Here is a 25,486-nt window from a genome sequence, read left to right on the forward strand (position 1 = left end):
CATGGCCAGCACGCTGCGCACGCCGCCCCGGTTCGTTCCCACACTGACGACGGTGCTCGACATTCCCGCGGAGCCTGCGAGTCCCGAGCCGCAGCCCGAGCCGGTGCCCCAGCCCGACCCCGCGAACTCGATGGCATTGCCGCCTGCGGCACAGCTATCGCAGGCAGAAATCGTCAGCCTCGAAGAGCAGTTGCTGCACCGCGTCCTGCAGCGCGTCGACCTGTCCCTGGAGGAGCGTTTGAGCGACACCGTGTCAGCTGCCGTTCAGCATCAACTCGATGCGATGGTGCCGCGTCTGCGCAATGAAATCGAGGCTGTTCTGCGTGCGCTCGTGATCGAGGCAATGGCCGCGGAACTCAGCGAAAACACCGGGTCTACGCCAGCTTCCGGGGCCTGAATACTGGGCTAAACTGCGCCGCAGGTCGGAAGGGCGTGAGGGTGCCGCTGGTCTGCGGCGCGAAACTTGCGAGGTCTGCGCGCCCGGATCACACGACCGGTGTTTTTATTCTTTTCATCCAAGTTCTGGAGGTTCCCATGCAATTGAAATGGACTGCGGTCGCACTGGCTGCAATCACGCTTGTGGCTTGCGGCAAGAAGGAAGAAGCCGCTGCCCCTGCGGCAGCGCCCGCGCCAACGGCCGCGGCCCCGGCTGCTGCGCCTGCACCCGCACCTGCCGGAGACACCCTGGTCGTCAAGATCGGTCACGTGGCACCTACCAGCGGTCCCATCGCCCACCTCGGCAAGGACAACGAGTTCGGCGCCAAGATGGCCATCGAAGACCTGAATGCAAAGGGCATCAAGATCGGCGACAAGGTCGCCAAGTTCGAACTGGTTCCCGAAGACGATGCTGGCGACCCGAAGCAGGGCACGGCCGTCGCCCAGAAGCTCGTGGACGAAAAGGTCAATGGCGTTGTCGGTCACCTGAACTCCGGCACCACTATCCCCGCCTCCAAGCTGTACAGCGACGCTGGCATTCCGCAGATCTCGCCTTCGGCAACCAACCCGAAGTACACCCGCCAGGGCTTCAAGACCACCTTCCGCGTCGTGGCTGACGACACGCAGCTCGGCGGCACGCTGGGCAAGTACGCCGTCGAAACGCTCAAGGGCAAGAACATCGCCGTGATCGACGACCGCACCGCCTACGGCCAGGGCGTCGCAGAAGAATTCGAGAAGTCGGCCAAGGCAGCTGGCGCCACCATCGTGGGCCACGAGTTCACCACCGACAAGTCGACCGACTTCAACGCCATCCTGACCAAGCTGAAGGCTGCCAAGCCCGACGTCCTGTTCTTCGGCGGCATGGACGCCGTGGGCGGCCCGATGCTCAAGCAGGTCAAGCAACTCGGCCTGAACGTCAAGTTCATGGGCGGCGACGGCCTGTGCACCGGCGAACTGCCGAAGCTGGCTGGCGATGCCATCGGCGAAGACATGGTGGTGTGCGCTGAAGCCGGCGGCGTCGACGGCGACTTCAAGCAGCCCCTGGAAGACTTCAAGGCCAAGTTCAAGACCAAGAACGGCGTGGACGTGCAGATCTATGCACCGTACGTGTACGACGCGGTCAACGTGCTGGCAGAAGCCATGGTGAAGGCCGGTTCGTCCGACCCCGCCAAGTACCTGCCCGAGGTCGGCAAGGTCCAGTACAAGGGCGTGACCGGCCCGATCGCCTTCGACGAGAAGGGCGACATCAAGAACGGCGCCCTGACGCTGTACACCTACAAGGGTGGTGCGCGTACCCAGATCGCCGTGGTGCGCTGATTCGCTCCAGCCGAAAAGAGAAAAGGGCCTTCGGGCCCTTTTTCATTCCCGTGACCCGTCCTGCCCAGCGTTGACACCTTTCATCGACGAAAGGAGAAAACGCAATGGACACAGGCGCGAAGAGAACGCAGCGCGACTACACGATGGCCTTCAAGTTGGCTGTGGTCGAGCAAGTGGAAAAAGGGGAGATGACCTGGAGCCAGGCGCAGAGCCGCTATGGGATTCAGGGCAACTCGACCGTATTGAACTGGCTGCGCAAACACGGTCGCCAGGGGTGGGGGCGTGCGGCATCATCGGCGGCTATGCCGATCGACAAGACAGCCATTGCACCGACGCCGGAACAGCGGATCAAAGAATTGGAGACGCAACTGGCCAGAGCACAGGAAAAGGCCCGGTTGTTCGAAGCGGTGCTGGAGGTCCTGAAGAAGGATCACGGCGTGCGTGTTGTAAAAAAGCCTTCGGGCAAGTCCTTGCGCAAGGCCTCGTCCAAGGGCTGAGCGTGACCCGGGCTTGCCGCCACATGGGCATGAGTCGTCAGGCGTACTACCAAGGCCGGCACAGGGCCGCCCGGCGCCACGAACGCGCCGAAACGGTGGTGCAGTTGGTCAAAGAGCAGCGGATGCGCCAGCCCAGGCTGGGTACGCGCAAGCTGCACTACCTGCTGCGCGAGCCGCTGCAGCGCCAAGGCATCGAGCTGGGACGTGATGCGATGTTCGATGTGCTGCGCAACGCGCGGCTGCTTGTGGCAAACCGCCGGGCGTACCACAAGACGACGGACAGCCATCATCGCTTTCGCCGCCACCCGAACCTGGTCAAGGCGGGGCCTGCGCAGATTCGCGTCACGCGCAGCGAGCAATTGTGGGTGGCCGACATCACGTACCTGCCTACGGCCGACAAAGTGGTCTACCTCAGTCTGGTCACCGATGCGCATTCGCGCAAGATCGTGGGCTGGCACGTCCATGCCAGCCTGCAGACCGAGGAGGTGGCGCGGGCCCTGAAGATGGCGCTGCGCGGGCGACAGACGCGCGAGCAACTCGTACATCACTCCGATCGCGGCATCCAATACTGCTCGAACTACTATCAGGCGCTGCATCGCCGCCATGGCCTGAAGTGTTCGATGACCGACGGCTACGACTGCTACCAGAACGCGTTGGCCGAGCGCATCAACGGCATCCTCAAGACCGAATTCCTGCTGAGCCGGCCAGTTGACCTGGCTCAGGCCAGACGACTGGTGGCTGAGTCCGTGCAGATCTACAACCACGAGCGACCCCATCTGTCGCTCAAAATGCAAACGCCCGATGCCGTGCACCGGGCGTCCATGGTCGGCTGAGGCCGGCTGTTTGGGTGTCAACGCATTTCAGGACGGGTCACCGCTCCGTTTGCGGGAGCTGTGGATCAGAGTGGCGTCAGAGCGGCGCCAGGCCAGACGGACGGTTGGCGTTGCAGTATTCGATGAAGGCGTCGAGGTCCCGCGACTTGTCGAACACCGCGTCGGCGCCCAAGGCGGTGCAGCGGGCCCGAATGTCGGCCGTCACGTAGTTGCTGAGAACCACGACCCGCTGGCTGGGGTTGCGCTCCTTGCAGCCGCCGAGCACGCCGAGGCCGGAGCCTTCCTTCAGGAACAGGTCGACGATGAGCAGTTGCCAGTCGTCGGGATGCGCAGCGAGCCAGGCGAGGGCGTCGCTCTCGGTCTCGGCGAAGCCGACCACACGGCCATTGACCAAATCCTCGAGTGCCGGGACCAGGTTGTCCCTGATGGTCTTGTTGTCCTCGACGAGGAACGTGATGAGGGCCATGCCGTGGTTTCGCTTTGAGAACGAATAGCGTAGCGTGCCTGACGCTGCCCACGCGTAGGAGAAAGGATATGGACGCGGTGCGCCGCCCCGTCAGTCCGAACCCTCGGCGCGGATCTTCGCCTTGAGCTTCTCGGCCAGCGCCTGGCTTTCGTCGCGCTCGGCCGTCACCTCGAGCCGTTTCTCGATTTCCTCGCTCAGGGCCGCATTCACCTCGGCGAGCTTCTCGGCAGACTGGGCCAGCTTTTCCTCCAGCTGGCTGGTGTGCTCGATGGCCTGCGCCACCTCGCCGACCTGCACTTCCTCGGGCAGCTCCTGCTCGAGCACCGTGTTCACCACGGCGAGGTTGTCCGATGCCCGCTGCACTTCGGCGGCCACCTGCTCGCTCTTCTCGAGGGTGTGGTCCAGCGTTGTGGTGCCGCGCGGCGGGTTTTTGGGTTTTCCGGCCATCGGAGTTCCTTAGGGGGCTTGGAAGTAGAACCTTTGGATCGTACTGCCAGACGAGGGGCTCGGGAGGCCATGGCTGGTTGTTGCAAAGCAACGCATTGCCTTTCAAGCCGAGGGCGCGACCCGGATGGCAAAAACAAAAAAAGCCCAGGTGCTTTGGGCAACCTGGGCTTCTTGTTTCTCTGGCGGAGCAGGCGGGATTCGAACCCGCGGAGGGCTATTAACCCTCACACGCTTTCCAGGCGTGCGACTTAAACCGCTCATCCACCGCTCCGAAGCCCACGATTGTAGCAGTCAGATCAGCCCTGATTCGGCTGACCTTGCGCCGAAGACTTGCCGGCCTGCACCATCCGCATCGCCGAAGCGATGAGCGAGGCGGTCTCGGTCATGTTGCTCGGCACGATCAGCGTGGTCTTGGAGTCGGCCGCGACCTTGCCGTAGGCGTCGACGGCGCGCTCGGCCACCTTGAGCTGCACGGCCTGTTCGCCGCCCGGCTGGCGGATGGCGGCCGCCACCCGCTCGATGGCATCCGCCGTCGCCGTTGCCACCGCCGTGATGGCCGCTGCCTCACCCTGGGCGTTGTTGATCTGCGCCTGCTTCTCGCCCTCGGAACGGGCGATGAAGGCCTCGCGCTCGCCGGTGGCGATGTTGATCTGCTCCTGGCGGCGGCCTTCCGAAGCCGCGATCAGCGCGCGCTTCTCGCGCTCGGCGGTGATCTGGCGCTGCATCGCCTGCAGGATTTCCTTCGGCGGCGTCAGGTCCTTGATCTCGTAGCGCAGCACCTTCACACCCCAGTTCAGCGCCGCCTCGTCGATCGCCGCCACCACCTGGGCGTTGATGACATCGCGTTCCTCGAAGGTCTTGTCGAGTTCCAGCTTGCCGATCACGCTGCGCAGCGAGGTCTGGGCGAGCTGCGTCACGGCCACGATGTAGTTCGACGAGCCATAGCTGGCACGCATCGGGTCGGTCACCTGGAAGTACAGGATCCCGTCGACCTGCAGCTGCGTGTTGTCGCGCGTGATGCAGATCTGGCTGGGCACGTCGAGCGGGATTTCCTTCAGGCTGTGCTTGTAGGCCACCCGGTCGATGAACGGGATCAGGAAGTTGGGGCCGGGCGTCATCGTGCCGTGGTACTTGCCCAGCCGCTCGCGGATCCAGGCGTTCTGCTGCGGCACGAACTTGACCGACTGGCTGATGAAGATGATCGCGATGACCAGGATGATGAGGGGTACCGAAAATTCCATGGTGCGCTTCCTTTTCTGAGTTCTACCTACGACAGACTGACTGACTAAACCTTGTCGACCACCAGCCGGCTGCCGACCACCTCGACCACGCGATGCTCGCCGGTGGAGGGCGTGCGGCCGGCCCGCTGGACCACTGTCCACTGAGCGCCCCGGTAGCGCACGGTCGCCGTGCCGTCGGCGTTCCAGGCGTCGACCTGCACGCTCTCGCCGATGTCGAGGTTCACGTCGCGGTTGGCTTCGGTGGGAGGGGCAGGGGGACGCCTGCGCTGGATCGTGTACCAGACCAGCACAGCCCCCACGCCGATGACGGCCGCCACGATCAGCTGAGTGACGGTGCCGAAGCCCAGGTGCGCGGAGATCGCCGCAGCCGCGAAGCCCGCCGCCAGCAGCAGGAGATAGACGGTGCCCGAGAGCAGTTCGAGCACGATGGCCGCCCCCGCGATCAGCCACCAGACAGTGGAATTTGCCATGTCGACTCCTCGTTTTTGCTTGTTCGATGCGCGCCATTCTGAGGCATCCGATCCAAGCGCTTGTCCTACGTAGGGATACTGGGCAGGAAAGGGAAAAACCGGTCTTGTCCGACGGCACCGGATGTCTTGCGCGAAGCTGACCGGATCCGTCATCCGAATTCCGTACACTTCGCGCCTCGCTACATTGCCCTGTGTGTCCTTTCCAGCCTGACCGTCCGGAGCCCCGCTCATGAAATTCCGCTTTCCCATCGTCATCATCGACGAGGACTTCCGCTCCGAAAACACTTCGGGCCTCGGCATCCGCGCGCTTGCGCAGGCCATCGAGACGGAAGGTTTCGAGGTGCTGGGCGTCACCAGCTACGGCGACCTGAGCCAGTTCGCCCAGCAGCAAAGCCGCGCCAGCGCCTTCATCCTGTCGATCGACGACGAGGAGTTCACCATCGGCCCCGACCTCGACCCGGCCGTGCTGAACCTGCGCACCTTCATCGGCGAAGTGCGGCGCAAGAACGCCGACGTGCCGATCTACATCTACGGCGAGACCAAGACCTCGCGGCACCTGCCCAACGACATCCTGCGCGAGCTGCACGGCTTCATCCACATGTTCGAGGACACCCCCGAATTCGTGGCGCGCCACATCATCCGCGAGGCCAAGAGCTACCTCGAGAGCGTGCAGCCGCCGTTCTTCAAGGCGCTGATCGACTACGCGGAAGACGGCTCCTACTCGTGGCACTGCCCGGGCCACTCGGGCGGCGTGGCCTTCTTGAAAAGCCCCGTGGGCCAGATGTTCCACCAGTTCTTCGGCGAGAACATGCTGCGCGCCGACGTCTGCAACGCCGTGGAAGAGCTGGGCCAGCTGCTCGACCACACGGGCCCTGTGGCGGCCAGCGAGCGCAACGCGGCGCGCATCTTCAACGCCGACCACTGCTTCTTCGTGACCAACGGCACCAGCACCAGCAACAAGATGGTGTGGCACCACACGGTGGCGCCGGGCGATGTGGTGGTGGTCGACCGCAACTGCCACAAGTCGATCCTGCACGCGATCATCATGACCGGCGCGATTCCGGTGTTCATGAAGCCCACGCGCAACCATTTCGGCATCATCGGCCCCATTCCCAAGAGCGAGTTCGAGCAGAGCGCCATCAAGGCCAAGATCAAGGCCAACCCGCTCCTGGCCGACGTGGACGCCGACAAGGTCAAGCCGCGCGTGATGACGCTCACGCAGTCGACCTACGACGGCGTGATCTACAACACCGAGACCATCAAGAACATGCTCGACGGCTACGTCGACACGCTGCACTTCGACGAGGCATGGCTGCCGCACGCGGCATTCCACCCGTTCTACGGCGCCTACCACGCGATGGGCAAGCGCCGGGTGCGCCCGAAGGAATCGCTGGTGTTCGCCACGCAGTCCACCCACAAGCTGCTGGCCGGCATCAGCCAGGCCAGCCACGTGCTGGTGCAGGACTCGCAGAACCGCCAGCTCGACCGCGACCTCTTCAACGAGGCCTACCTGATGCACTCCTCGACCAGCCCGCAGTACGCGATCATCGCGAGCTGCGACGTGGCCGCCGCCATGATGGAGCCACCCGGCGGCACCGCGCTGGTGGAAGAGAGCATCCTCGAGGCGCTGGACTTCCGCCGCGCCATGCGCAAGGTCGAGGAGGAGTTCGGCAAGGACGAGTGGTGGTTCAAGGTCTGGGGCCCCGAGAAGCTGGTCGAAGAGGGCATCGGCCGCGCCGAAGACTGGATCATGCACGGCGAGAAGAACGGCCAGCAGAAGACCGGCAAGGGCAAGAACTCGTCGCGCAACTGGCACGGCTTCGGCGAGCTGGCCGACGGCTTCAACATGCTCGACCCGATCAAGTCGACCATCGTCACGCCGGGCCTGGACCTCGAAGGCAACTTCGCCGAGACCGGCATCCCGGCCAGCGTCGTGACCAAGTTCCTCGCCGAGCACGGCGTGATCGTCGAGAAGACCGGCCTCTACAGCTTCTTCATCATGTTCACCATCGGCATCACCAAGGGCCGCTGGAACACGCTGCTGACTGCGCTGCAGCAGTTCAAGGACGACTACGCGCGCAACCAGCCGATGTGGCGCATCATGCCGGAGTTCTGCCAGCAGCACCCCGGTTACGAACGCCTGGGCCTGCGCGACCTGTGCCAGCACATCCACCAGCTGTACGCGCGCTATGACGTGGCCCGCCTCACGACCGAGATGTACCTGAGCGACCTGACGCCGGCCATGAAGCCCAGCGACGCCTTCGCCCACATCGCGCACCGCAAGACCGAGCGCGTGGAAATCGACGACCTCGAGGGCCGCATCACCACCAGCCTGATCACGCCGTACCCGCCGGGCATTCCGCTGCTGATCCCGGGCGAGGTGTTCAACAAGAAGATCGTCGACTACCTCAAGTTCTCGCGCGAGTTCAACACGCAGTGCCCGGGCTTCGAGACCGACATCCACGGCCTGGTGGCGCGCGTCGACGAGACGGGCAAGAAGCGCTACTACGCGGACTGCGTCAAGGAATCCAGGTAAGGGGCGAGAGGGCTGATCAGGGCTGATTGGCCAGCCCAGCAGCCGGCCAATCAGCCTTCGCGCACCCGCATGAAGCGTGCGAAGCGGGGCAGGCCCTTGGCGGTCAGGCCGTTGTAGCGGTAGGTCACCCAGGTGCCGATGGCGGGCGGATTCTCTCGCTCGGCATCGGTCAGGCCGGTGCCGAGCCTGAAGCGTTTGCCGTCGGGCGTCTCGACCACCAGCGCGCCCAGCCGGGTGCTGTGCCTGCCCTTGCCGGGCAGGTGCTCGATCACTCGGGCTTCGGCGTCCTCGTAGGGTTTGACCTTGAGCAGGTCGTTGCCACGTTCGCCCTTGTAGAGCGAAGCCCCGCGGTGGAGCATCAGGCCTTCGCCGCCCATCTTCACCGTCTTGTCGAGCAGCGCCTGCAGGGCTTCGTGCGTGGTGGCGCGCTCCTGTGGCACGGGCACGACCCACGGTGCGTCGGTGATCGGCAGCAGCCTGCGCAAGGCAGCCAGCCGCGTCGTGAAGTCGCCGGGCTGCGCAGGCAGGTCGAAGACCATGTAGCGCATCTCGTGCCAGGCGATGTCGTTGGGCGTCTGGTTGCGTGCGGTCGACACCGCGTGCGCGAACCGGCCCCGGCCGGCCCAGAGCTCGCCGTCGAGCGGCTGCTTCGGCAGTGGAGTGGTGAACCATGCCGGGGCGACGATGCGCTCGCCGCCGCGCGTCCAGAGCTGCCTGCCGTCCCAGAAAGCGCGCACGCCGTCGTACTTCTCGCTGACCCAGTAGTCCGCCAGCGACATGTCCCGGCGGTAGGTCTCGGCCAGCATCAGCGGCGGCGCGGGCTCGCGCGCGAGCGCGGCCGGCGCGATGGCCAGGCCGAAAGCGGCGAGCAGCAGGGAGCGGCGGTTCAACACGATGCTATGAAATAGAGAGCAAAAAAAGCAAGGCCGCTTGCGCGGCCCGTCTTGGTGGGCGTTGGGCGGGCTACTCGGCCATGCCTCCGACCACGTTGCTGAAGCCGCCGTCCACGTAGGTGATCTCGGCAGTCACGCCGCTGGCCAGGTCGCTCAGCAGGAAGGCGGCGACGTTGCCCACTTCCTCGATGGTCACGTTGCGCCGGATCGGCGATGCGTCGGCCACGGCCGCCAGCATCTTGCCGAAGCCCTTGATGCCGCTGGCCGCCAGCGTCTTGATCGGGCCCGCGCTGATGCCGTTGACGCGCATGCCCTTCGGGCCCAGCGAGGCGGCCGTGTAGCGCACCGAGGCTTCGAGCGAAGCCTTGGCCAGGCCCATGGTGTTGTAGTTGGGCAGCGCGCGCTCGGCACCCAGGTAGGTCAGCGTGAGCAGGGCCGACTTGTCGTTGAGGTAGGGCAGGGCCGCCTTGGCCATGGCCGGGAAACTGTAGGCGCTGATGTCGTGCGCGACCTTGAAACCCTCGCGCGAGAGCCCGTCGAGGAAGTCGCCCGCGATGGATTCGCGCGGCGCGAAGCCGATGCTGTGCACGAAGCCGTCGAACTTGGGCCAGGTTTGGGCGAGGTCGGCGAAGAGCTTGTCGATCTGGGCGTCGTCGCTCACGTCGCAGTCGAAAATCAGCTTCGAGCCGAAGTCTGCGGCATATTCGGTGATACGGTCCTTGAATCGCTCGCCGACGTAGCTGAAGGCGAGCTCCGCGCCCTGGTCGTGACAGGCCTTGGCAATGCCATAAGCAATGGAGCGATTGCTCAGTACACCGGTGATCAGCAGTTTCTTGCCCGAAAGAAAGCCCATGGGGTTGCCTTGTGAAAATCTTGGGCAGAATTCTCGCATGCGAGGTTGGCTGCTTCTGACGATGGCTCTCTTGGCGCCCACCTCGTGGGCGGCACACGGTCTGGGCATGGGCTACGAGCCCAAGTACCCGGCGTCCTTCAAGAATTTCGACTACGTGAACCCCGACGCCCCCAAGGGCGGCGACCTGGTCCTGTCGTCCAGCGGGAGCTTCGACAAGCTCAATCCGTTCACGCTCAGGGGTGTGCCGCCGGTGGGCATGGGCTACAGCTCCAACGGTTTCGTGTTTTCCGAGTACGGCCTGGTCTTCGACTCGCTGATGACGCCCAGCGAGGATGAACCCTTCTCCAACTACGGCCTGCTCGCCGAGGACGTTCAGCTGGCGCCGGACCGCCTGAGCGTCACCTTCCGCCTGAACCCGAAAGCGAAGTTCTCCGACGGTTCCCCTGTGCTCGCGAAGGACGTGAAGTACTCCTTCGACACCCTGATGAGCAAGCAGGCCGGCCCGACCTTCCGCTCCTACTGGGTGGACATCAAGGACGCCGTGGTGGTCGGGGAGCGCACGATCCGCTTCGATTTCAAGCGCCAGAACTCCGAGTTGCACATGATCATCGGCCAGTTGCCGGTGTTCTCTAGCGCCTGGGGCAAGGGCAAGCCCTTCGACCAGATCGTGAGCGAGCCGCCGATCGCCAGCGGGCCCTACGTGGTGGACAAGGTCGATTTCGGCAAGTACATCTCGTACCGCCGGCGGACGGACTACTGGGCCGCCGATCTGCCGGTACGCAAGGGCATGTTCAATTTCGGCTCGGTGTCCTACCAGTACTTCAAGGACAAGCTCGGCGAGGAAGAGTCGCTCAAGGCCGGCTCGCTGGACGCGATGGAAGAGGGCTCGATCATCGCCTGGGTGCGTCGCTACAAGGGCCGCCGCTTCGACTCCGGCGAGCTGATCAAGGAAGAGATCTCGCACCGCCGCTTCACCGGCATGCAGGGCCTGGTGCCCAACCTGCGGCAGCCCCGCTTCCAGGACATGCGCGTGCGTCAGGCACTCGCGCTGGCCTTCGACTTCGACTGGCTCAACCAGCATCTGTTCTATGGGCGCCGGGCGCGCACCACGAGCTACTTCCAGAACAGCGACGACCTGATGGCGCAGCCCGATGTCACTCCGGAAGAGCAGGCGCTCATGGATCACCTGAAAAACAGGCAGCGCTACATCGACAACACCAGGGGCGAGCTGCCGCGCCCGGCCGCAAGCGGAGACACGGCCGAGGGCCTGCGCCGCAACCTCGTGCGCGCGCAGGAACTGCTGCGGGAGGCGGGCTGGACCTACAGGAACGGCGCCCTGCGCGACAAGGACGGCACGCCCTTCGTCATCAACTTCGACATCGCGGATCGAAGCTCGGGCGTGGTGCTCGCGCCTTACGCGCGCAACCTCGCCAAGCTCGGGATCACGCTCGACTACCGCCTTCGCGATCCGAGCCTGCTGAAGAAGAAGCAGGACGACCTCGAGTTCGACATGGCCATCAACATCGCCGGTGGCTCGTCGAGCCCGGGCAACGAGCTTTTCGACGACTTCGGCTCCAAGTCGGCCAACGAGAAGGGCAGCCAAAACCTTGGCGGCATCAGCGATCCGGTGATCGATGAGATCCTGGAGGTGATCGTCAACTCCCCCGACCGCAAGTCGCTTGCCGCTGGCGCGCGCTTGCTGGACCGTTACTTGCTCCACCAGAACTACGTGATCCCGATGTACTACGGCAAGCAGTATTTCATTGCCCACAAGCGCAAGCTGCGCCGGCCGGAGGCCCCGCTGCCGCAGCGCCTGCTCGCCGGCTCGGCGATGCTGACGATGTGGTGGATCGACCCCGCCGCGAAGTAGCCGGGCGGACGGACCAGCAACCCATAAGCAAACCGAGACACGAGCAGACCAGACCGCATGGCCGCCTACCTCCTCAGACGCCTTCTGCTGATCATTCCCACGCTGTTCGGGGTGCTGCTGATCAATTTCATCATTGTCCAATTCGTTCCGGGCGGTCCCGCCGAGCAACTTCTGTCGCAGCTGACGAACAAGGAGAACCGCATCTCCGGCGGTCCCGCCGGGCGCGCCCTCGATGCCAGGCAGGTGGCGGAAATCAAGGCGCTCTATGGCTTCGACAAACCAGCGCCGGAGCGTTTCTGGCAGATGCTCAAGCAGTTCGCCAGCTTCGACCTGGGCAAGAGCTTCTTCCAGAGCAAGGACGTATGGCAGCTCATCAAGGAGAAGCTGCCAGTCTCCATCAGCCTCGGGCTCTGGACCTTCTTCATCAGCTACCTTATAGCGGTGCCGCTCGGCGTGGCAAAGGCGGTGCGCGCCGGTTCGCGCTTCGACTTCCTGACCACGCTTCTGGTGCTGGTCGGCTATGCCATTCCGGGCTTCGTGCTGGGCGTGGCGCTGCTGGTGATCTTCGGCGGCCAGCTCCAGTGGTTCCCGTTGCGCGGGCTGACCTCGCCGAACTGGGAGTCGCTGAGCTGGGGCGCGCGAATCGTCGATTACCTGTGGCATATCACCCTGCCGGTCACGGCGATGGTGCTCGGCAGCTTCGCGATCACCGCGATGCTCACCAAGAATTCCTTCCTGGAGGAAATCCGCAAGCAGTACGTGCTGACGGCGCGCGCAAAGGGGCTGGCCGAGCGCCAGGTCCTGTGGAAGCACGTGTTGCGCAATGCGCTGATTCCGATCATCACTGGCTTCCCGGCGGCGTTCATCGGCGCCTTCTTTGCGGGTGCGCTCCTGATCGAGACGCTGTTCTCGCTCGACGGCATGGGCCTTCTGAGCTACGAGAGCGTTCTGCGGCGCGACTACCCGGTGTTCCTGGGCACGCTCTATCTGTTCACGCTGATCGGACTGGTGACCAAGCTCATCTCCGATCTCTGCTACGTCTGGGTCGATCCGAGGGTGAAGTTTGACTGACAAGAAGAACGAAGCACCCGCCGTGGTGTCGGTGAGCCCGGGGCGCCGCGCCTGGCGCCGCTTTCGCCGCAATCCGCTCGGGTTCTGGAGCCTGGTGATTTTCTCGGCGCTTGTGGTGCTGAGCCTTTTCGCCGACGTGCTGTCCACCGACAAGCCGCTCATCGTGCGCTACGAGGGTCAGACCTATTTCCCTGTACTGCGCGACTATTCCGAGAAAACCTTCGGCGGCGATTTCGAGACGCCGACCGACTACCTCGATCCATTCATCGAGCAGCGCATCACGCAGGGCGGCAACTGGGCGATCTACGCGCCCAACCGCTACGGTCCCAGCACGCTCAACTACTTCTCGAAGCCGCCGAACCCCGCGGCGCCCTCGGGCGAAAACCTGCTCGGCACGGACGAGCGGGGGCGTGACCTGCTGGCGCAGCTGATCTACGGTTTCCGCGTGAGCGTGCTGTTCGCGCTGGCGCTCACGGTGATCGGCGTGGTGCTGGGCGTTGCGACCGGCGCGGTACAGGGCTTCTTCGGTGGCAAGACCGATTTGACCTTCCAGCGACTGATCGAGATATGGAGCGCGATGCCGGAGCTGTACCTGCTGATCATTTTCAGCGCCATCTTCACGCCCAGCGTGGCGCTGCTGCTGATTTTGCTGAGCCTGTTCGGCTGGATGGGGCTGTCCGACTACGTGCGCGCCGAGTTCCTGCGCAACCGCCAGATGGACTACGTGCGCGCAGCTCGCGCCCTGGGCGTAGGCAACCTGCAGATCATGTGGCGCCACATCCTGCCCAACAGCATGGTGCCCGTCGTCACTTTCCTGCCGTTCCGGATGAGCGCGGCCATCCTGGCGCTCACTTCGCTCGATTTCCTCGGGTTGGGCGTGCCGCCGGGTACGCCATCGCTGGGCGAACTGCTGAGCCAGGGCAAGTCCAACATCGATGCCTGGTGGATATCGATCTCCACCTTCGGCGTGCTGGTCCTGACGCTGTTGCTGCTGACCTTCATGGGCGACGCCCTGCGCGACGCTCTCGATCCCCGGAAGGCCGACAAGTGATGAGCAGCGACGTACAACAAACCGCCGGCAATCGGCAGCCTCTTCTCGAAGTGGATGGCCTTCGCATCGCCTTCGGCGGCAAGGAGGTGGTGCACGGCATCGACTTCCGGATGGCCGCGGGCGAGAAGCTTGCGCTCGTCGGCGAATCGGGCTCGGGCAAGACCGTCACCGCACTGTCGCTGCTGCGGCTGGTGCAGAACGCCGAGCTTTCGGGCAGCGCCCGGCTCTTCGGCAACGGGCAGAAGGAGCAGAAACAGCAGGTGCCGCGCGACCTGTTGTCGATCCCTGAGCGTCAACTGCGCGGCATCCGCGGCAAGGAGATCGCCATGATCTTCCAGGAGCCGATGACCGCGCTGAACGCGCTCTACACCGTGGGCGACCAGATCGCCGAGGTGCTCGAGCTGCACGAGGGCCTCTCGAAACGGGAGGCGCAGGCGGCGGCGGTCCAGCTGCTGGCCGATACGGGCATTCCCGAGCCGGCGCGGCGGGCCAGGGCGTTTCCGCACCAGCTCTCGGGAGGCCAGCGCCAGCGCGCGATGATCGCCATGGCGCTCGCCTGCAAGCCGCGCCTGCTGCTGGCCGACGAGCCGACCACCGCACTCGACGTGACCGTGCGCGCGCAGATCCTCGACCTGCTCGCCGACCTCCAGCGCAAGCACGGCATGGCGGTGCTGCTCATCACGCACGACCTGAACCTGGTGCGCCGCTTCGCCGATCGCGTGGTGGTCATGGAAGGCGGTCGGATCGTCGAGCATGGCCGGGTGGCCTCGGTGTTCGAGGCGCCGCAGCATCCCTACACGCGCAAGCTGATCGACAGCCATCCCGAGCGTGACGTGGCAGCCGTGGCCGTGAACGCCGGCACGTCGCCGCTGATCGAGGCGAAGGCGCTGCGCGTGAGCTATCCGGTGCCGAAACCGGGTTTTGCCGGCTGGTTCGGCAAGGGCGAATTCGTGGCGGTGCAGGGCGCCGATTTCCGCATCGCGCCCGGCGAGACGCTGGGCGTGGTCGGCGAGTCGGGCTCGGGCAAATCGACACTGGCGCTGGCAGCGCTGGGATTGCTGAAGCACAAGGGCGCGCTCACGGTCGCCGGCAAGGGCTGGGCGGTGGACCGGGCCTCCGACCTGGCGTTGCGGCGGGTGATGCAGGTGGTGTTCCAGGATCCGTTCTCCTCGCTTTCTCCGCGCATGACGGTGGAGCAGATCGTGGGCGAAGGGCTGCGGGTGCATGCGCCGGAGCTGGGTGTCGAGGCGCGCCGCGCGCGTGCGCTGGCCGCGCTGGCCGACGTCGGCCTGACGGAGGCGCAGTTTCCGGCGCTGCTTGATCGCTATCCGCACGAGTTCTCGGGCGGGCAGCGGCAGCGGCTGGCGATCGCCCGGGCGCTGATCGTCGATCCGCAACTGCTGGTGCTCGACGAGCCCACGAGCGCGCTCGACGTCACGATCCAGAAGCAGGTGCTGGGCCTGCTGCAGCGGCTGCAGCGTGAGCGGGGGTTGAGCTACCTGCTGATCACGCACGACGTGGAGGTGATCCGTGCGATGGCGCACAACGTCATCGTGATGAAGGACGGCGCCATCCTCGAAACCGGGCGGGTCGAACAGGTGCTGGACGCGCCCGAGCACCCCTATACGAAGAAGCTGGTGGCCGCCGCGCTGCTGGAATAAGACGGAGACTGCAAGAAGAATGTCGGAAATCGGACGCGACCGGCGCGGTGCATGGCGCGCGGCGCTTGCCTGCATGGTCACCCTCGCGGTGGCGATGGGCCTGGGGCGCTTCGCCTTCACCCCCATGCTGCCCATCATGCTGCACGAAGGAAAGCTCGAACTGGCTGCCGGCGGGGTGCTGGCGTCGCTCAACTACCTGGGCTACTTCCTCGGCGCCGTGAGCTGCGCGGCTATCGGCATCAAGGCATCGAGCATGGTGCGCGGCGGCCTGCTGGCCACGGCCGCGCTGCTGGTGGGCATGGGGCTGCTGCACAGCTTCGCGAGCTGGGGCGTGCTGCGCACGGCGGCGGGCGTGATGAGCGCCTGGGTCTTCGTCTTCGCCTCGGGCTGGGGGCTGCGCCGGCTGGCGGAGACGAATGCGCCGACGCTGGCCGGAGTGATCTATACGGGGCCGGGGATAGGCATCGCCATGACCGGGCTGCTGGGCGGTGCGCTGGGGCGGTGGGGCTCAGACGCGGGCTGGATCGGGCTGGGCATCCTCGCGGTGGTGCTGATCGCCCTGATCTGGCGGGTGTTCGACGACGGCGAAATTGCGCCGGCCGGCGGTGCGGCGGCTCCGGCGCCGGCTGCGGCGGCCCGCATTGCCGGGCCTGACGACCGCAGCGACGCGATCTGGCTGGTCGTGCTCTACGGACTGGCGGGCTTCGGCTACATCATCACGGCCACTTTCCTGCCGGTGATCGCCCGGCAAGCGCTGCCGGGGTCGTCCTGGCCGGATTTCTTCTGGCCGCTGTTCGGGGCGGCCATCATTCCGGGGGCGCTGATCGGTGCCCGTGCGCCGACGCACTGGGATAACCGGCTGCTGCTGGCCGTGGCCTATGCGCTGCAGGCGCTGGGCGTGGTGCTTTCGGTGGCGTGGCCCAGCATTCCCGGGTTCGCGCTGGGCAGCCTGCTGTTGGGCATGCCGTTCACCGCCATCACTCTTTTTGCGATGCGGGATGCGCGCCGGCTGCGCGGCAATGCGGCGGCGGGGCTGATCGGCTATGCGACTGCCTCGTACGGGGTGGGGCAGATCATCGGGCCGCTGTTCGCCGCGCCGCTGGCGCAGCGGACCGGGTCGTTCCAATTGCCCTTGCTGGTTGCGGCGGCTGCGTTGGCGCTCGGGGCGGTGCTGTTCGCCTTCGTCTGGTTCAAATCGCGCCGCGCGGCCGTGGGGACCCCGCAATAGCGGGTCAGGGCGCTTGGAAGCCCTTCATTAATTGCGCAAATAGCATATAATTCGAGGCTCACGACCAAACGGGCGGGTACCAACCGCCCGTTTTTTTTGGTCCATCCATTCCAGGCTTTCATTCATGGCTATCTGGCATCCGTGGCGGGCGGATGGCAGGGCCGGGCATTTAAAGGCGCTTTCGAACACGTGGCATTGCAGCAAATAGTGGAACAAACCGTGGCCGGTCTCGGCTACGACCTGGTCGAGATCGAGCGTTCGGCCGGGGGATTGCTGCGCGTGACGATTGATTTGCCCTGGAAAGGCCCCAACTCCGAAGCTGCGGCCGCTGGCCTGCCGGAACCTTTCGTCACCGTCGAGGACTGCGAGAAGGTCACCCGCCAGCTGCAATTCGCGCTCGAGGTCGACGGCGTCGATTACAAGCGGCTCGAGGTGTCCTCGCCGGGTATTGACCGGCCGCTGCGCAATGAGCAGGATTTCGAGCGATTCGTGGGCGAGGTGATCGACATCACACTCAAGGCGCCGATGGGCGCCGCCGCGGCCGGCCAGGTGGCGGCCAACCGCAAGAAGTTTCGCGGCACGCTGGAGCGGGCCGCACAGGTAGAGGGCGCCGGCGCCCCGGGCTGGCAGATCGTCTGGAGCGATGCGCCCGAGCCCAAGCCGGGTCAAAAAGTGAGCAAGAAACGCGCGCCCGCAACGCTGCAGGCGCTCGGCTTCGCGCTGGACGAACTGCGCGAGGCGCGGCTCGCGCCAATTGTGGATTTCAAGGGCCGCAAGGCCAGAACCCAGCCGGGTTTTTCGGATATTGACGACGGAACGCAGGTTCCGGACTGACCAGAGGAGTGGTGGCATGAATCGCGAAATGTTGATGTTGGTGGATGCGATCTCGCGCGAGAAGAACGTCGAGCGTGACGTGGTCTTCGGCGCGGTCGAGTCCGCGCTGGCGCAGGCCACCAAGAAGCTCCATCAGGGCGATGTGGACATCCGCGTCTCGGTCGATCGCGACAGCGGCGACTACGAAACCTTCCGCCGCTGGCACGTCGTGCCCGACGAGGCCGGCCTGCAGCTGCCCGACCAGGAAATCCTGCTGTTCGAAGCCAAGGAAGAAATGCCCGACATCGAGGTCGGCGAGTACATCGAGGAGGCCGTCGACTCGGTGCCGATCGGCCGCATCGGCGCCATGGCCGCCAAGCAGGTCATCCTGCAGAAGATCCGCGACGCCGAGCGCGAGATGCTGCTCAACGACTTCATGTCGCGCGGCGACAAGATCTTCGTCGGCACCGTCAAGCGCCTGGACAAGGGCGACATCATCGTCGAGGCCGGCCGCGTCGAAGGCCGTCTGCGCCGCAGCGAAATGATTGCCAAGGAGAACCTGCGCAACGGCGACCGCGTGCGCGCCATGATCATGGAAGTCGATCTGACGCTGCGCGGCGCGCCGATCATCCTGTCGCGCTCGGCGCCCGAGTTCATGATCGAGCTGTTCCGCCAGGAAGTGCCCGAGATTGAGCAGGGCCTGCTCGAAATCAAGAGCTGCGCCCGCGACCCGGGCTCGCGCGCCAAGATCGCCGTGCTCTCGCACGACAAGCGCGTCGACCCGATCGGCACCTGCGTCGGCGTGCGCGGCACCCGCGTCAACGCCGTGACCAACGAACTGGCCGGCGAGCGCGTGGACATCGTCCTGTGGAGCGAAGACCCGGCCCAGTTCGTGATCGGTGCGCTGGCTCCGGCCAACGTGTCGTCGATCGTGGTCGACGAAGAGAAGCACGCCATGGACGTGGTGGTCGACGAGGAGAACCTCGCCATCGCCATCGGCCGCGGCGGCCAGAACGTGCGCCTGGCTTCCGACCTCACCGGCTGGAAGATCAACATCATGGACGCCAACGAGTCGGCCCAGAAGCAGGCGAGCGAAACCGACGCCAGCCGCAAGCTCTTCATGGAGAAGCTCGACGTCGACGAGGAGATCGCCGACATCCTCATCTCGGAAGGCTTCAACAGCCTCGAGGAAGTGGCCTATGTGCCGATCTCCGAGATGCTGGAGATCGAGGCCTTCGACGAAGACACCATCAACGAGCTGCGCGCGCGTGCCAAGGATGCGCTGCTGACCATGGAGATCGCCAAGGAAGAGGGCGTCGAGTCGCAGTCCGCGGTGTCGCAGGACCTGCGCGACCTCGAAGGCCTGAACCCCGAGCTGATTCCCAAGCTGCACGAAGCGGGCGTGAACACCCGTGACGACCTTGCCGACCTCGCGGTCGATGAACTCACCGAGATCACCGGCCAGAGCGCCGATGACGCCAAAGCCCTCATCTTGAAGGCCCGCGAACACTGGTTCGCCGGCCAAGAGTGACGGTCATGGAGGCACGAAACCAATATGTCCAGTACCACTGTCGCCGAGTTCGCGAACGAGCTCAAGAAGACTCCCGAAACCTTGCTTGACCAGCTCAAGAGCGCAGGCGTGCCCAAGGCTTCCGCCGCCGACGCCCTCACCGAGGCCGACAAGCAGCGCCTGCTCGGCCACCTGAAGGCCAGCCACGGCACTGTCGAGCCCGAGCGCAAGAAGATCACGCTGACCAAGAAGTCGACCAGCGAGATCAAGCAGGCCGACTCCACCGGCCGCGCCCGCACCATCCAGGTCGAGGTGCGCAAGAAGCGCACCTTCATCCAGCGCGACGACGGCCACCTGGCCGCCGCCTCCGAGACGACGCCTGCCGCCGTCGAGGCGCCCGCTGCGGCTCCCGCGGCCCCTCGCATCGACGAGGCCGAACTGGCCCGCCGCGAGGAAGAGGCACGCCGCCAGGCCGAACTGATCCGCCGCCAGGAAGAAGAGCTGGCCGAGAAGCGCCGCCAGCGCGAGGAGGCCGAGGCACGCGAACGCGAGCAGGCCGAGAAGGCTGAAAAAGCCGAGCAGGAAGCTGCGCGCGCCGCCGCCGAAGCAGCCGAGAAGAAGGCTGCCGCTGCGGCCGCGGCTGCTGCTGCCGCCGCCAAGCCGGTCGCTGCCCCTGCGCCTGCGGCTGCCGCGGTCAATGCTGCCGCCGATGCTGCTGCTGCCGAAAAGGCAGCAGCCGAGCAGAAGGCCGCCCAGGCCAAGGAAGACGCGAAGGCCAAGGCCGCCGCCGAATCCAAGGCCCGCGCCGAGGAAGAAGCTGCGCGCGCCCGCGATCTGGACGAGCGCCGCCGCAAGGCCCTGGCCGAGGCCGAGGCCATCCGCGCCATGATGAACGCGCCGGCCCGCGTGCTGGTGCCGCACAAGGCGCCCGAGAAGCCGCAGGCCGAGAAGGCCGGTGGCGTCAAGGGCACGCTGCACAAGCCGACCGCTCCGGCAGCGCGCGCGGGTGCGCCCGCGGCTCCTGGCGCTGCAGCGGCTCCCGCCGCGCCCGGCAGCGGCAAGGAAGTCAAGTCCGCGAAGCTCTCGTCGAGCTGGGCTGGCGATCCGGCCAAGAAGAAGGAAATCAAGACCCGCGGCGACGCCAGCGGCGGCGTGGGCCGCAGCAACTGGCGCGGTGGCCCGCGCGGCCGCCGTGGCAACGACCGCGGAGGCCATGAAGAGCAGCATGTGCCGGCCGCACCGGTCGAGGCACGCGTGCTCGAAGTGCACGTGCCCGAAACCATCACCGTGGCCGAACTGGCGCACAAGATGGCCGTCAAGGCGCAGGAAGTCATCAAGCAGCTGATGAAGCTGGGCCAGATGGCGACCATCAACCAGTCGCTCGACCAGGACACCGCCATGATCCTGGTGGAGGAAATGGGCCACAACGCGGTGGTCGCCGCGCTGGACGACCCCGAAGCCTTCACCGACGAGGACGTGTCGGCGCAGATCGCCGAGCCGCTGCCGCGCGCTCCGGTCGTGACCGTCATGGGTCACGTCGACCACGGCAAGACCTCGCTGCTGGACTACATCCGCCGCGCCAAGGTCGCCGCGGGCGAAGCCGGCGGCATCACGCAGCACATCGGCGCCTACCACGTGGAAACCGAGCGTGGCATGGTGTCGTTCCTGGACACCCCGGGTCACGAGGCCTTCACGGCCATGCGTGCCCGCGGCGCGCAGGCAACCGACATCGTGATCCTGGTGGTGGCGGCCGACGACGGCGTCATGCCCCAGACCAAGGAAGCCATCAAGCACGCGAAGGCTGCTGGTGTGCCGATCGTGGTCGCGATCAACAAGATCGACAAGCCCGATGCCAACCTGGACCGCGTGAAGCAGGAACTGGTGGCCGAGGAAGTCGTGCCCGAAGAGTACGGCGGCGACGTTCCGTTCGTCGGCGTGTCGGCCAAGACCGGCCAGGGCATCGACGACCTGCTCGAGCAGGTGCTGCTGCAGGCCGAAGTGCTGGAACTCAAGGCGCCGGTGGATGCCGCCGCCAAGGGCCTGGTCATCGAAGCCCAACTCGACAAGGGCCGCGGCCCGGTCGCCACCGTACTGGTGCAGTCCGGCACGCTGAAGACCGGCGACGTGGTGCTGGCCGGCTCGACCTACGGCCGCGTGCGCGCCATGCTGGACGAAGACGGCAAGCCGACCAAGTCCGCGGGTCCGTCGATCCCGGTCGAGATCCAGGGCCTGACCGAAGTGCCGCAGGCCGGCGACGAGTTCATGGTGATGGGCGACGAGCGCCGTGCGCGGGAAATCGCCACCTACCGTGCCGGCAAGTTCCGCAACACCAAGCTGGCGAAGGCCCAGGCCGCGAACCTGCAGAACATGTTCACCGACCTGTCGGCGGGCGAAGTGCAGACGCTGCGCATCATCATCAAGGCCGACGTGCAGGGCTCGCAGGAAGCGCTGTCGCAGTCGCTGCTCAAGCTGGCGACGGACGAGGTCAAGGTGCAGGTGGTCTACGCCGGCGTTGGCGGCATCAGCGAAAGCGACATCAACCTCGCCATCGCCTCGAAGGCGGTCGTGATCGGCTTCAACGTGCGCGCCGACGCCGGTGCGCGCAAGCTGGCCGAGAGCAACGGCGTGCAGCTGAACTACTACAGCATCATTTACGACGCCGTGGACGAGATCAAGGTCGCGATGTCGGGCATGCTGGCGCCGGAGCGCCGCGAGGAAATCATCGGCTCGGCCGAAATCCGCACGGTGTTCGTTGCCTCGAAGATCGGTACGGTCGCGGGTTCGTACATCACCTCGGGTTCTGTCAACCGCAGTGCGCATTTCCGCCTGCTGCGCGACAACGTGGTGATCTACACCGGCGAGATCGACTCGCTCAAGCGCATGAAGGACGACGTGCGCGAAGTCCGCGAAGGCTTCGAGTGCGGTATCAAGCTCAAGAACTTCAACGACATCAAAGAGGGCGATCAGCTCGAATTCTTCGAGATCAAGGAGATCGCTCGCACGCTGTAAAGCGCGCCGCGATATCGGGCTCATTGCCGCGTTGCAGCCGTCTTGCCGTACTGAAGTACTGTCTGCGACGGCGCGCCTTGCACTGAGCCCGATCTCGCGACGCTAGTGATTTATCGAATGCCTAAGAAAAAAGCAGCCGCTCCCAACCGCGCCTTCAAGGTCGCCGATCAGATCCAGCGTGATCTGACGGAGCTGATCGCGCGCGAGTTGAAGGACCCGCGCGTGGGCATGGTCACGCTCCAGGCCGTCGAGGTCACGCCCGACTATGCGCACGCGAAGGTCTTCTTCAGCCTGCTCACGGGCGACGTGGCCGAGACGACCGAAGCACTGAACCAGGCCGCGGGCTTCCTGCGCAACGGCTTGTTCAAGCGCCTGCATATCCACACCGTGCCGACGCTGCACTTCGTGTTCGACCGCACCACCGAGCGTGCGGCCGACATGAACGCGCTCATCGCACAAGCCGTCGCTTCGCGCTCGAAAGACGACTAGCCATGAACGCGCCACGCACAAGGGTGCAGCGGCGCCCTGTGCATGGGGTGTTGCTGCTCGACAAGCCGCTGGGTTTCTCCAGCAACCAGGCCTTGCAGAAAGCCAAGTGGCTGCTGCGCGCCGAGAAGGCGGGCCATACCGGCACGCTCGACCCGCTGGCCACCGGCGTACTGCCGCTGTGCTTCGGCGCCGCCACCAAGTTCAGCCAGCTGCACCTGGACGCCGACAAGACCTACGTGGCCACGGCACGCCTTGGCGTGAAGACCTCCACCGGCGATGCCGAGGGCGAGGTTGTTTCCCGGCGCCCGGTCCATGTCACCCCTGAGGACCTGGCACGCGTCGAGGCGCAGTTCACCGGTCCGATCCGCCAGGTGCCGCCGATGCACAGCGCGCTCAAGAAAGACGGCAAGGCGTTGTACGAGTACGCCCGCGAAGGCGTGGAGGTCGAGCGGGCGCCGCGCGACGTGGTCATCCACAAGCTCGAGATCGGGGCGATCGACGCCGACACCATCCGCATCCTCGCGTCCGTCAGCAAGGGCACCTACATCCGCACGCTCGGCGAAGACATCGGCGAGGCGCTCGGCTGCGGCGCGCACCTGAGCTCGCTGCGGCGCGTCGCGACCGGCGGCTTCGCCGAGGCCCAGTGCGTCACCATCGAGGTGCTGGAGGCCATGGACGAGGAGGAGCGCCTCGCGCAGCTCCTGCCGGCCGAATCGCTCGTGGGCGGCCACAGCCGCGTCACGCTGGGCACGGAAGATGCGGCACGCTTTCTTTCGGGCCTGCGCCGCCGCGGGGCCTGGGCCGATGCGGACGAGGTGGCCGTCTTCGGCGCCCAGCCGCCGGCTTTTCTCGGCACGGCCCACGTCAAGGCCGGCGAACTGATTCCGGGGCGCTTGCTGAACCCCATCGAAATCCAGCAAATTCTTTTGAACGCACAACAGACCGAAGCGACACCATGAGTACCAAGCAAATCCGCAATATCGCCATCATTGCCCACGTTGACCATGGCAAGACCACGATGGTCGACCAGTTGCTGCGCCAGTCGGGCACCTTCGCCGAGCACGAAAAAGTGGTCGACACCGTGATGGACAACAACGCGATCGAAAAGGAACGCGGCATCACCATCCTGGCCAAGAACTGCGCCGTGAGCTGGAAGGGCACCCACATCAACATCGTCGACACCCCCGGCCACGCGGACTTCGGCGGCGAGGTGGAGCGCGCTCTCTCGATGGTCGACGGCGTGCTGCTGCTCATCGACGCCCAGGAAGGCCCGATGCCGCAGACCCGCTTCGTGACCAAGAAGGCGCTGGCGCTGGGCCTGAAGCCCATCGTGGTGGTGAACAAGGTCGACAAGCCGGGCGCCAACCCCGACAAGGTGGTCAACGCCGCCTTCGATCTGTTCGACAAGCTCGGCGCGACCGACGAGCAGCTCGACTTCCCGGTGGTGTACGCCTCGGGCATCAACGGCTGGTCGTCGCTGGAAGAAGGCGCGCAGGGCGAGCAGTGGGGCCCCGACATGTCGGCCCTGTTCGACACCATCCTGAAGCACGTGCCCTCGCAGAAGGGCGACCCGGCCGCGCCGCTGCAGCTGCAGATTTCCGCGCTCGACTTCTCGACCTTCGTCGGCCGCATCGGCGTGGGCCGCATCAGCCAGGGCACGCTCAAGCCCATGATGGACGTGCTGGTCATGGAAGGCCCCGATGGCAAGACCATCAAGGGCCGCGTGAACCAGGTGCTGACCTTCCAGGGCCTGGACCGCGTGCAGGCCACCGAAGCCGGCCCGGGCGAGATCGTGCTGATCAACGGCATTGCCGACATCGGCATCGGCGTGACCGTCACCGACCCGGCCAACCCGGCTCCTCTGCCGATGCTGAAGGTCGACGAGCCGACGCTGACGATGAACTTCTGCGTCAACACCAGCCCGCTGGCCGGCCGCGAAGGCAAGTACGTCACCAGTCGCCAGATCTGGGACCGCCTGCAGAAGGAACTGCAGCACAACGTCGCTCTGCGCGTGAACGAGACCAGCGAAGAGGGCGTGTTCGAAGTGATGGGCCGCGGCGAACTGCACCTGACCATCCTGCTGGAGAACATGCGCCGCGAAGGCTACGAAATGGCCGTGTCCAAGCCGCGCGTGGTGTTCCGCGAAATCGACGGCGAGCGCCATGAGCCGATCGAGCTGGTGACGGCCGACATCGAGGAAGGCCACCAGGGCGGCGTGATGCAGGCACTGGGCGAGCGCAAGGGCGAACTGGTCAACATGGAACCGGACGGCCGCGGCCGCGTGCGCCTCGAATACCGCATTCCGGCGCGCGGCCTGATCGGCTTCACGAACGAATTCCTGAACCTCACGCGCGGCTCGGGCCTCATCAGCAACATCTTCGACAGCTACGAGCCGCACAAGGGGGACATCGGCGGCCGCAAGAACGGCGTGCTGATCTCGATGGACGACGGTGAAATCTTCACCTACGCGCTGGGAAAGCTGGACGACCGCGGCCGCATGTTCGTGAAGGCGAACGACCCGGTGTATGAAGGCATGATCGTCGGCATCCACAGCCGCGACAACGACCTGGTGGTGAACGCCACGCGCACCAAGCAGCTGACGAACTTCCGCGTCTCTGGCAAGGAAGACGCGGTCAAGATCACGCCCCCGATCGAACTCACGCTCGAATACGGCGTGGAATTCATCGAGGACGACGAGCTGGTCGAGATCACGCCCAAGAGCGTGCGCCTGCGCAAGCGCTTCCTGAAGGAGCACGAGCGCAAGCGCGCCAGCCGCGACCTGATGCAGGGCTGAGA

Annotated in this window: 21 protein-coding genes and 1 tRNA gene; 15 read left to right on the forward strand and 7 right to left on the reverse strand. The window is 65.6% G+C overall.

Annotation, left to right across the window (positions count from 1 at the left end; translation table 11 throughout):
• The first annotated feature begins 1 nt into the window (after position 1).
• From ABL843_RS14775 to ABL843_RS14785, 3 genes are all read left to right on the forward strand, one after another.
• The gene (locus ABL843_RS14775) at positions 2 to 397 is read left to right on the forward strand and encodes a hypothetical protein (protein ID WP_126019498.1); all 396 of its coding nucleotides are present in this window, start codon (positions 2 to 4) and stop codon (positions 395 to 397) included.
• Positions 398 to 534: 137 nt separating this feature from the next.
• Positions 535 to 1,752 carry a branched-chain amino acid ABC transporter substrate-binding protein gene (locus tag ABL843_RS14780; protein ID WP_126019500.1) on the forward strand — a complete coding sequence of 406 codons (1,218 nt, stop codon included), beginning with the start codon at positions 535 to 537 and terminating at the stop codon, positions 1,750 to 1,752.
• Positions 1,753 to 1,856: 104 nt separating this feature from the next.
• Positions 1,857 to 3,082 (forward strand): IS3 family transposase gene (locus ABL843_RS14785; RefSeq protein ID WP_418117605.1). Its coding sequence is split into 2 segments (ribosomal slippage): positions 1,857 to 2,198 and positions 2,201 to 3,082, totalling 1,224 coding nucleotides; the frame shifts between segments, so codons are not numbered across the junction.
• Positions 3,083 to 3,158: 76 nt separating this feature from the next.
• Here the strand turns inward: ABL843_RS14785 and ABL843_RS14790 are convergent.
• From ABL843_RS14790 to ABL843_RS14810, 5 genes are all read right to left on the reverse strand, one after another.
• The gene (locus tag ABL843_RS14790) at positions 3,159 to 3,548 is read right to left on the reverse strand and encodes a response regulator (RefSeq protein ID WP_418120330.1); all 390 of its coding nucleotides are present in this window, start codon (positions 3,546 to 3,548) and stop codon (positions 3,159 to 3,161) included.
• Positions 3,549 to 3,638: 90 nt separating this feature from the next.
• A complete protein-coding gene (locus ABL843_RS14795; RefSeq protein WP_126019505.1) occupies positions 3,639 to 3,995 on the reverse strand; it encodes a hypothetical protein in 357 nt (118 codons plus the stop codon).
• A 180-nt stretch (positions 3,996 to 4,175) separates the two neighbouring features.
• Positions 4,176 to 4,266: transfer RNA gene (locus tag ABL843_RS14800), tRNA-Ser, on the reverse strand.
• A 25-nt stretch (positions 4,267 to 4,291) separates the two neighbouring features.
• Positions 4,292 to 5,236: an SPFH domain-containing protein gene (locus tag ABL843_RS14805; protein ID WP_418120331.1), complete on the reverse strand. Its 945-nt coding sequence runs from the start codon at positions 5,234 to 5,236 to the stop codon at positions 4,292 to 4,294.
• A 44-nt stretch (positions 5,237 to 5,280) separates the two neighbouring features.
• The gene (locus tag ABL843_RS14810; protein ID WP_126019510.1) at positions 5,281 to 5,706 is read right to left on the reverse strand and encodes an NfeD family protein; all 426 of its coding nucleotides are present in this window, start codon (positions 5,704 to 5,706) and stop codon (positions 5,281 to 5,283) included.
• Positions 5,707 to 5,935: 229 nt separating this feature from the next.
• Between ABL843_RS14810 and ABL843_RS14815 the strand changes: the two genes are divergently transcribed.
• Positions 5,936 to 8,242 carry an arginine/lysine/ornithine decarboxylase gene (locus ABL843_RS14815; RefSeq protein WP_126019512.1) on the forward strand — a complete coding sequence of 769 codons (2,307 nt, stop codon included), beginning with the start codon at positions 5,936 to 5,938 and terminating at the stop codon, positions 8,240 to 8,242.
• A 50-nt stretch (positions 8,243 to 8,292) separates the two neighbouring features.
• On the opposite strand, the gene ABL843_RS14820 is transcribed toward ABL843_RS14815, so the two are convergent.
• Positions 8,293 to 9,135, reverse strand: coding sequence for a DNA ligase (locus tag ABL843_RS14820; RefSeq protein WP_418120332.1), 843 nt, complete (start codon positions 9,133 to 9,135; stop codon positions 8,293 to 8,295).
• A gap of 70 nt (positions 9,136 to 9,205) precedes the next feature.
• Complete coding sequence (gene fabI, locus ABL843_RS14825; RefSeq protein WP_126019517.1) at positions 9,206 to 9,988, reverse strand: enoyl-ACP reductase FabI; 783 nt, start codon at positions 9,986 to 9,988, stop codon at positions 9,206 to 9,208.
• Between the two features lie 61 nt (positions 9,989 to 10,049).
• Here fabI and ABL843_RS14830 point away from each other — a divergent pair, with 61 nt between their 5' ends.
• The 11 genes from ABL843_RS14830 to typA all read left to right on the forward strand — a co-directional run bounded on the left by ABL843_RS14830 (position 10,050) and on the right by typA (position 25,484).
• Positions 10,050 to 11,858 carry an extracellular solute-binding protein gene (locus ABL843_RS14830; RefSeq protein ID WP_260319275.1) on the forward strand — a complete coding sequence of 603 codons (1,809 nt, stop codon included), beginning with the start codon at positions 10,050 to 10,052 and terminating at the stop codon, positions 11,856 to 11,858.
• A gap of 57 nt (positions 11,859 to 11,915) precedes the next feature.
• Entirely contained in the window at positions 11,916 to 12,929 is a 1,014-nt protein-coding gene (locus ABL843_RS14835) for a microcin C ABC transporter permease YejB (RefSeq protein WP_126019520.1), read from the forward strand.
• Complete coding sequence (locus tag ABL843_RS14840; protein ID WP_418120333.1) at positions 12,922 to 13,980, forward strand: ABC transporter permease; 1,059 nt, start codon at positions 12,922 to 12,924, stop codon at positions 13,978 to 13,980. Before ABL843_RS14835 ends, ABL843_RS14840 begins: the two co-directional genes overlap by 8 nt.
• Positions 13,980 to 15,641 carry an ABC transporter ATP-binding protein gene (locus ABL843_RS14845; protein ID WP_418120334.1) on the forward strand — a complete coding sequence of 554 codons (1,662 nt, stop codon included), beginning with the start codon at positions 13,980 to 13,982 and terminating at the stop codon, positions 15,639 to 15,641. Before ABL843_RS14840 ends, ABL843_RS14845 begins: the two co-directional genes overlap by 1 nt.
• Before the next feature lie 19 nt (positions 15,642 to 15,660).
• On the forward strand, positions 15,661 to 16,869 hold the full coding sequence (locus tag ABL843_RS14850) for a YbfB/YjiJ family MFS transporter (protein ID WP_418120335.1): 1,209 nt from the start codon (positions 15,661 to 15,663) through the stop codon (positions 16,867 to 16,869).
• A 189-nt stretch (positions 16,870 to 17,058) separates the two neighbouring features.
• Positions 17,059 to 17,703, forward strand: coding sequence for a ribosome maturation factor RimP (rimP, locus tag ABL843_RS14855; RefSeq protein ID WP_418120472.1), 645 nt, complete (start codon positions 17,059 to 17,061; stop codon positions 17,701 to 17,703).
• Positions 17,704 to 17,719: 16 nt separating this feature from the next.
• Positions 17,720 to 19,213 (forward strand): transcription termination factor NusA, encoded by a 1,494-nt coding sequence (nusA, locus tag ABL843_RS14860; RefSeq protein ID WP_184638110.1) that lies wholly within the window; start codon positions 17,720 to 17,722, stop codon positions 19,211 to 19,213.
• A gap of 24 nt (positions 19,214 to 19,237) precedes the next feature.
• Entirely contained in the window at positions 19,238 to 22,201 is a 2,964-nt protein-coding gene (gene infB, locus ABL843_RS14865) for a translation initiation factor IF-2 (protein ID WP_184638108.1), read from the forward strand.
• A 117-nt stretch (positions 22,202 to 22,318) separates the two neighbouring features.
• A complete protein-coding gene (rbfA, locus tag ABL843_RS14870) occupies positions 22,319 to 22,690 on the forward strand; it encodes a 30S ribosome-binding factor RbfA (protein ID WP_019652808.1) in 372 nt (123 codons plus the stop codon).
• Between the two features lie 2 nt (positions 22,691 to 22,692).
• Entirely contained in the window at positions 22,693 to 23,649 is a 957-nt protein-coding gene (gene truB / locus ABL843_RS14875; RefSeq protein WP_418120336.1) for a tRNA pseudouridine(55) synthase TruB, read from the forward strand.
• Complete coding sequence (typA, locus tag ABL843_RS14880; RefSeq protein ID WP_126019534.1) at positions 23,646 to 25,484, forward strand: translational GTPase TypA; 1,839 nt, start codon at positions 23,646 to 23,648, stop codon at positions 25,482 to 25,484. The genes truB and typA overlap by 4 nt, the downstream gene beginning before the upstream one ends.
• Positions 25,485 to 25,486 lie beyond the last annotated feature (2 nt).

Origin of the sequence: Variovorax sp. 350MFTsu5.1, from assembly GCF_048302515.1 — a bacterium.
In the GTDB taxonomy this organism is placed as follows: domain Bacteria; phylum Pseudomonadota; class Gammaproteobacteria; order Burkholderiales; family Burkholderiaceae_C; genus Variovorax; species Variovorax guangxiensis.

What these genes read in the sequence shown, in the direction of transcription:
- ABL843_RS14775 (WP_126019498.1), top strand. Translation starts at nt 2, where the DNA reads ATGGCCAGCACGCTGCGCACGCCGCCCCGGTTCGTTCCCACACTGACG.
- ABL843_RS14780 (WP_126019500.1), top strand. Translation starts at nt 535, where the DNA reads ATGCAATTGAAATGGACTGCGGTCGCACTGGCTGCAATCACGCTTGTG.
- ABL843_RS14790 (WP_418120330.1), bottom strand. Translation starts at nt 3,548, where the DNA reads ATGGCCCTCATCACGTTCCTCGTCGAGGACAACAAGACCATCAGGGAC.
- ABL843_RS14795 (WP_126019505.1), bottom strand. Translation starts at nt 3,995, where the DNA reads ATGGCCGGAAAACCCAAAAACCCGCCGCGCGGCACCACAACGCTGGAC.
- ABL843_RS14805 (WP_418120331.1), bottom strand. Translation starts at nt 5,236, where the DNA reads ATGGAATTTTCGGTACCCCTCATCATCCTGGTCATCGCGATCATCTTC.
- ABL843_RS14810 (WP_126019510.1), bottom strand. Translation starts at nt 5,706, where the DNA reads ATGGCAAATTCCACTGTCTGGTGGCTGATCGCGGGGGCGGCCATCGTG.
- ABL843_RS14815 (WP_126019512.1), top strand. Translation starts at nt 5,936, where the DNA reads ATGAAATTCCGCTTTCCCATCGTCATCATCGACGAGGACTTCCGCTCC.
- fabI (WP_126019517.1), bottom strand. Translation starts at nt 9,988, where the DNA reads ATGGGCTTTCTTTCGGGCAAGAAACTGCTGATCACCGGTGTACTGAGC.
- ABL843_RS14830 (WP_260319275.1), top strand. Translation starts at nt 10,050, where the DNA reads ATGGCTCTCTTGGCGCCCACCTCGTGGGCGGCACACGGTCTGGGCATG.
- ABL843_RS14835 (WP_126019520.1), top strand. Translation starts at nt 11,916, where the DNA reads ATGGCCGCCTACCTCCTCAGACGCCTTCTGCTGATCATTCCCACGCTG.
- ABL843_RS14845 (WP_418120334.1), top strand. Translation starts at nt 13,980, where the DNA reads ATGAGCAGCGACGTACAACAAACCGCCGGCAATCGGCAGCCTCTTCTC.
- ABL843_RS14850 (WP_418120335.1), top strand. Translation starts at nt 15,661, where the DNA reads ATGTCGGAAATCGGACGCGACCGGCGCGGTGCATGGCGCGCGGCGCTT.
- nusA (WP_184638110.1), top strand. Translation starts at nt 17,720, where the DNA reads ATGAATCGCGAAATGTTGATGTTGGTGGATGCGATCTCGCGCGAGAAG.
- infB (WP_184638108.1), top strand. Translation starts at nt 19,238, where the DNA reads ATGTCCAGTACCACTGTCGCCGAGTTCGCGAACGAGCTCAAGAAGACT.
- rbfA (WP_019652808.1), top strand. Translation starts at nt 22,319, where the DNA reads ATGCCTAAGAAAAAAGCAGCCGCTCCCAACCGCGCCTTCAAGGTCGCC.
- truB (WP_418120336.1), top strand. Translation starts at nt 22,693, where the DNA reads ATGAACGCGCCACGCACAAGGGTGCAGCGGCGCCCTGTGCATGGGGTG.
- typA (WP_126019534.1), top strand. Translation starts at nt 23,646, where the DNA reads ATGAGTACCAAGCAAATCCGCAATATCGCCATCATTGCCCACGTTGAC.